Source organism: Mesorhizobium sp. M7A.F.Ca.CA.004.12.1.1 (assembly GCF_003997835.1).
GTDB lineage: Bacteria > Pseudomonadota > Alphaproteobacteria > Rhizobiales > Rhizobiaceae > Mesorhizobium.
The window spans coordinates 1-5,472 of sequence record NZ_RZRK01000419.1; the positions used below are offsets into that span (position 1 = coordinate 1).

The following is a 5,472-nucleotide window of genomic DNA, read 5'->3' on the forward strand; positions in this document are numbered from 1 at the left end:
GACTTTTTCAGCCGTGCCGAGACCTTTTCCGAAAGGCCCCTGAGAACCGCGACCAGTTCCTCCAGCGACGCGATATCGGTGTCGAAGGTGGTTTCGGCCGATACGCTCTTGGCATCCTGGTCGGGATCGACGCGGCGGACGTCCTCGCCGCGCGAAAGGTGGTAGAGCCGGTCGCCCATCGTGCCGTAGCGGCGCATCAGGTCGCCGCGATCCATCTGCTGCAACTGGCCGATGGTGCGGATGCCGTCACGCTCCAGCGTGGCGTTGAATGCCTTTCCGACACCCCAGATCATGGTCACCGGCTGCGCCGAGAGGAAGCCGACTGCCTCGGCCTCGCCGATGACCGAGAAACCGCGCGGCTTGCGAAAGTCAGACGCAATCTTGGCGAGGAACTTGCAATAGGACAGGCCGGCCGAAACGGTGATGCCGATCTCCTTCTCGACGGCCTGCGCGAAGCGCGCCAGCACCACAGCGGGCGGCAGGCCGTGCAGCCGTTCGGTGCCGGCGAGGTCGAGAAACGCCTCGTCGATCGACAGCGGCTCGACCAGCGGTGTCAGCGCTTGCATCATGGCGCGCACTTCGCGGCCGACGCGCACGTATTTTTCCATGTTGGGGCTGATGACCACCGCCTCCGGGCAGGCTTCGAGCGCCTTGAACATCGGCATGGCCGAGCGCACGCCTTGGATGCGGGCGATATAGCATGCGGTGGAGACGACGCCGCGCTTGCCGCCGCCGATGATCAGCGGCTTGTCCTTGAGCGCCGGATTGTCGCGCTTTTCGATCGCCGCATAGAAGGCGTCGCAATCGATATGGGCCAGATGCAGCCGGTAAAGCTCTGGATGGCGCGCAAGCCGCGGGCTGCCGCAGCGCTCGCAGCGGCGCGCCTGGCTGCGCTGAAACGTCAGGCAGTCGCGGCAAAAACCGTGATCGGGATTGTTGACAGGGGCCGCCATCGCTGCGAACATAAAGAGAACAGATGCAATGGTACGACAGTGCAAGGCCAGCGACAAGGCTGGCCTGGGGAGAACGCATGAGCACGACCATAGCGCCACTTGCACCCGAGCTTTGGGCTGAATTCGAGGACCTCTTCGGCAAGCAAGGCGCCTGCTACGGCTGTTGGTGCACGCATTTCCGGCTGGCGCCGGCGGTGCGGCGCGAGAGCAGCCGGGAACGCAACAAGGACCACATCAAGGCGCGTATCGAGGCCGGCCCGCCGCCCGGACTGCTGGCATTCGAAGATGGCCAGGCGGTCGGCTGGATGCAGATCGGACCGCGCGCCGACGTACCCGAATGGAACAATCAGGGCAGGGGCTCGGCACCGGTCGATCCTGCCGACGCCGCGGATCCGGCCGTCTGGGCGATCTCCTGCTTCTTCATCCGCGCCAAGGCGCGCGGCAGGGGCATCACGCATCGCCTCGTCGAAGGCGGCATAAATTTCGCCCGCCAGAATGGAGCCCGGCTGCTCGAGGCGTGCCCGATGGACCTGTCTCGCGATTCGCGCTCGATCGGCCTGTTCGTCGGCTCGTCGCGGATCTTCGAGAAGGCGGGTTTCGAGCGGCTGGTGGAACGCAAGGCCGGCCGCCCGCTGATGCGGCTGGTGCTTTGATGAGGTCCGCTCGTGGCTTGTTGATCTCACCTTGCGGTTGCAGCAGTAATTTCATACCAGACGGACGTCCCTTCTAAAGCGCATGCGCTTTGGGGTTTTGTTTATGCATGTCGTTCTCCCAAACCAGGACCCACTTTGGGCGACATGCATTAGGTCAAACGGAGAATTCGCGTGAACCGTGCCCTGCCATTCGTTTTCCTCCTTGCGTTGAGCGCGCCTGCGTTCGGTCAGACCGTCGATAGTCAGGGTGCGAAGCAATTATCCGACGACTTGTCCCGCTATGTCGGCAAGCAGGCCATCGACAAAGGCATTTTGAAGGTTTCGCTTGAAGGTGGCGCCTACAGGATCCTGTTCGATTTCAAGGCACTTGCGGCATCGTTTCCGGACCAGAAACTGCTGAAGTTCGACTTCGCGCCCTATGCCCTGATGGTCAAGCCGCGCAGCGACGGGTCCTGGGATGTCTCCATGGATTTCTCCCAAACTGCCTCCTTCGAGTTCAACGGACCCGAAGGGCTGCAAAGCACTCAGTTTTCGATCAAGGACGGCAAGGGTTCGGGCGTCTACGATCCAAATCTGGCGGCCTTCACCAGCGGCACCAGCTCGATGGCCGGCATGACGATGGCATCGAAGGATGCCAAGCAGCACATGGAAGCCAGCACGGGCGCCGGCATCGCGACCGTTGCCGCGACCAAGTCGGCGACCGGGGGCGTCGATTTCACAACCTCGCAAAAGGTGTCGAGCTTTGTCGAAGCGATCGATTTCGACGATCCGGAGAGCGGGTTGAAATTCCCGGTCACCGTCAGGTCGCCGGAACTGTCGGTCGAAGCCAGCGGCAAGGGCGTGCGGACCAAGCCATTGCTCGACCTCCTGGCATTTGCGGTGGCCAACGAGGACGAGGCGACGCTGAAGGCCAACCAGGCGCAGCTCAAATCGCTTCTGCTCGCCGCCTTGCCGCTTTGGCAGCGTATCGACGGGACCTACGGTTTTAAGGATTTCGCGGTGGAAAGCCCGGTCGGCAATTTCGGCGCCACCCAGCTCAGCACCGTGTTCGGCACCGATGGCGTGGCCCAGAACGGCACGATCACGTACGGCATCAAGGCATCGGGGCTGACCGTGCCGACCCAGCTTCTGCCGAGCTGGAGCGTGGGGTTGTTGCCCACCGATGTCGATTTGAACTTTGGCGGCGCCAATATCGATCTCGACAGCATGGCGAAGAAGGCGATCGAAGCTTTTGATCTCAATAAGAATCCGCCGCTGCCGGCCGAATTCGGCGAGCAGCTTAAAGTCGACTTCATGGCCAAGATGCCGAAGGTCGTGCTTGGCCACAGCACCGTGAAGAACAAGGACACGGAGATCGCGCTGGAAGGCGAGATGACATTCCCAGGCGAAAAGCCCGAAGGAAGCGTAACCGTCGATGTCGCCGGCTTCGACAAGCTTGTCGAAGGCCTGCAGGAAGCGGCAAAGTCGGAACCGGAGGTTGGCCAATACGTGCCAGTCGCTCTCATGGCGAAGGGCTTTGGCAAGACGCTGCCCGACGGCCGGCTGGAATGGATCGTCAATGCCAAGGCCGATGGCTCGGTCACCGTCAATGGCGTCATGCTGAAGCCCGCCGATCCGGCCGTGGACGACAGCCTGGATGATGGTGACGGCGCCGATGACAGCGGAGACGACAGCGGCGGCGCAGGTGCGAACTGAACCCTGAAGCTGGAGTTCAGAGCCCCAGCGCGCTTGCGATCTTGGGCGCTGCCTCGTGCCAGTCCTGGACGACGACCACATCGTCCGTCACCGGCGGCAGGAATGCGCGCAGCGAATTGTCGGCCATCAGGTGGAACAGTTCGGCGTCGGCGACCGATTCCCGTACCGACGCCAGATTGTGCGGCTGATCGTCGACGAAGACCACCGGTCGGCCGGCCTTGCCGCGAAGCTTGGCCACTGCCGGCCCTTTGGCCATTTCAGTGGTCAGAAGCGGGTAGCTCAGCCCAAGCGCGTCGAGATGGACGCGACGCACGGCACGGTGTTTGTGCGGCATGGCCGTCAGCAAGATGATTTCCGCGCGATCGCCAAGCCCTGCCAGGGCTTCTGACGCGCCGTCAGTAATGTTTTGCCAATCGGCTTGCGCGTCAAAGAAATCGGCCAGCAGTGCCGTGACTTCGGGCTGTTCGATCAGGCGGCCGCTGGCGGTCTCTGCGATGTTGCCGGTCAGCCGGAACGAGGCCAGCGTCAGGCCATAGCCGCGCGCCTTGAGGAAATTCGGAAACGGTCGGATGAATTCGAGCACGACATCGTCGACATCGAGGACAAGCAAGGGTCGGTCGTCGGCTGCCAGTTCTTCGATCTGGCGCGCGGTTTCCGGATCATCGCTCATATGGAATGCTCGTGGTTGTCGTCGCCCAGCGGCAGCGACCGCAAGGCTTTGCCGACAGCCGCCGGCGGGGTGCCGGTTTCCTCGGCAAAGCGCATCAGAGTCGGCTCGTGGGCGAGGATGAACTGCAGGACACCGGCCAGAAAACCCGGCTCGCTGGCGGCTTTGCGGATCGAATGGACCTCTATGCCGGTGATTGCCAGAAAGCGCGGCAGAAGCTCCGGATCGGAGGCGACGAAGCCCAGGGCCTTCACGGCAATCGATTCCGCTTCTTCGCGCATTGACGCTGCGTTTGCCATCACTACCTTCGGTGTGTGGAATGAGTCTCTCCCGCAGTAATGGCAAGAGTTGCTTGCGGCAAGCCATTAGAGCGTGGCGCGCCCTTTGGACGCGCAGGGGACGAGGTGGAATTCGCGCTGTTTTCCAGCCGCGGATTTCCGTTTCGTCAATCATATTGCCGTAAAGTGAAGCAGGGTTTGATGCGTTCAGACATGGGCGCATGACGGTTGCCTTCGAAGCGGAAGGGCAGCCGGGACGGGAAATCGATGCCGAAGAAGGTTATGATCGTCGAAGACAATGAGCTCAATATGAAGCTCTTTCGGGACCTCATCGAGGCAAGCGGTTACGAGACCGTGCGCACCCGAAACGGTCTGGAAGCGCTCGATTTGGCGCGCCAGCACAAGCCGGATCTGATCCTGATGGATATCCAATTGCCTGAAGTGTCGGGGCTTGAAGTGACCAAATGGCTGAAGGAAGACGACGAACTGCACGTCATCCCGGTCATTGCGGTGACCGCCTTCGCCATGAAGGGCGACGAGGAACGTATCCGCCAGGGCGGCTGCGAGGCTTATATTTCTAAGCCGATCTCGGTGCCGCGTTTCATCGAAACCATCAAATCCTATCTGGGCGATGCGTGATGTGCCCCTTCAGCCGAGCCGGAGCCTTGTGAAATGACTGCTCGGATCCTCGTCGTCGACGATATCCCTGCCAATGTGCGGCTGCTGGAAGTGCGGCTGCTGGCCGAATATTTCGAAGTGCTGACCGCCACCAACGGGCCGGATGCGATAGAGACCTGCGAGAACGGCAAGGTCGATGTCGTGCTGCTCGACGTGATGATGCCTGATATGGACGGCTTCGAGGTCTGTCGGCGGCTGAAGAGCGATCCGGCGACATCGCACATTCCGGTGGTGATGATCACCGCGCTCGATCAGGTCTCCGACCGCGTCCGCGGGCTCGAGGCCGGTGCCGACGACTTCCTGACCAAGCCGGTCAACGACCTGCAGCTTATGACGCGCGTCAAGAGCCTGGTTCGCCTGAAGTCGCTGACCGACGAGTTGCGGCTGCGCGCCTCGACGACGCGCAACATCGGCATCGAGGAGTTGCTCAGCCGCAATTTCGCATCCGAGGACACGACGCCTAAAGTGCTTTTGATCGACGAGCGCAAATCATCCGTTGAGCGCATCCAGAAGATGCTGCGCGACCGGGCCGACCTCGACGTCACACA

7 protein-coding genes are annotated in these 5,472 nt (G+C 61.9%); 4 read left to right on the forward strand and 3 right to left on the reverse strand.

Features of this window, described 5'->3' with window-relative positions:
* On the reverse strand, positions 1–965 hold a 965-nt coding region (locus tag EN984_RS21115), incomplete at its 3' end, for a DNA polymerase IV (RefSeq protein ID WP_127383931.1).
* Between the two features lie 65 nt (positions 966–1,030).
* On the opposite strand from EN984_RS21115, the gene EN984_RS21120 reads away from it, so the two are divergent.
* Both EN984_RS21120 and EN984_RS21125 read left to right on the forward strand, forming a co-directional pair.
* A complete protein-coding gene (locus EN984_RS21120; protein ID WP_127269141.1) occupies positions 1,031–1,606 on the forward strand; it encodes a GNAT family N-acetyltransferase in 576 nt (191 codons plus the stop codon).
* 171 nt (positions 1,607–1,777) lie between these two features.
* A complete protein-coding gene (locus tag EN984_RS21125) occupies positions 1,778–3,301 on the forward strand; it encodes a hypothetical protein (RefSeq protein ID WP_127272774.1) in 1,524 nt (507 codons plus the stop codon).
* 16 nt (positions 3,302–3,317) lie between these two features.
* Here EN984_RS21125 and EN984_RS21130 read toward each other — a convergent pair whose 3' ends face one another.
* On the reverse strand, positions 3,318–3,971 hold the full coding sequence (locus EN984_RS21130; protein WP_127271109.1) for a hypothetical protein: 654 nt from the start codon (positions 3,969–3,971) through the stop codon (positions 3,318–3,320).
* Positions 3,968–4,267: a DUF3572 domain-containing protein gene (locus tag EN984_RS21135; protein WP_024503583.1), complete on the reverse strand. Its 300-nt coding sequence runs from the start codon at positions 4,265–4,267 to the stop codon at positions 3,968–3,970. The genes EN984_RS21130 and EN984_RS21135 overlap by 4 nt, the downstream gene beginning before the upstream one ends.
* A gap of 246 nt (positions 4,268–4,513) precedes the next feature.
* On the opposite strand from EN984_RS21135, the gene EN984_RS21140 reads away from it, so the two are divergent.
* Together EN984_RS21140 and EN984_RS21145 are read left to right on the forward strand one after the other, a co-directional pair.
* Complete coding sequence (locus EN984_RS21140) at positions 4,514–4,885, forward strand: response regulator (RefSeq protein ID WP_127271107.1); 372 nt, start codon at positions 4,514–4,516, stop codon at positions 4,883–4,885.
* A 33-nt stretch (positions 4,886–4,918) separates the two neighbouring features.
* On the forward strand, positions 4,919–5,472 hold a 554-nt coding region (locus EN984_RS21145; protein WP_127383932.1), incomplete at its 3' end, for a response regulator.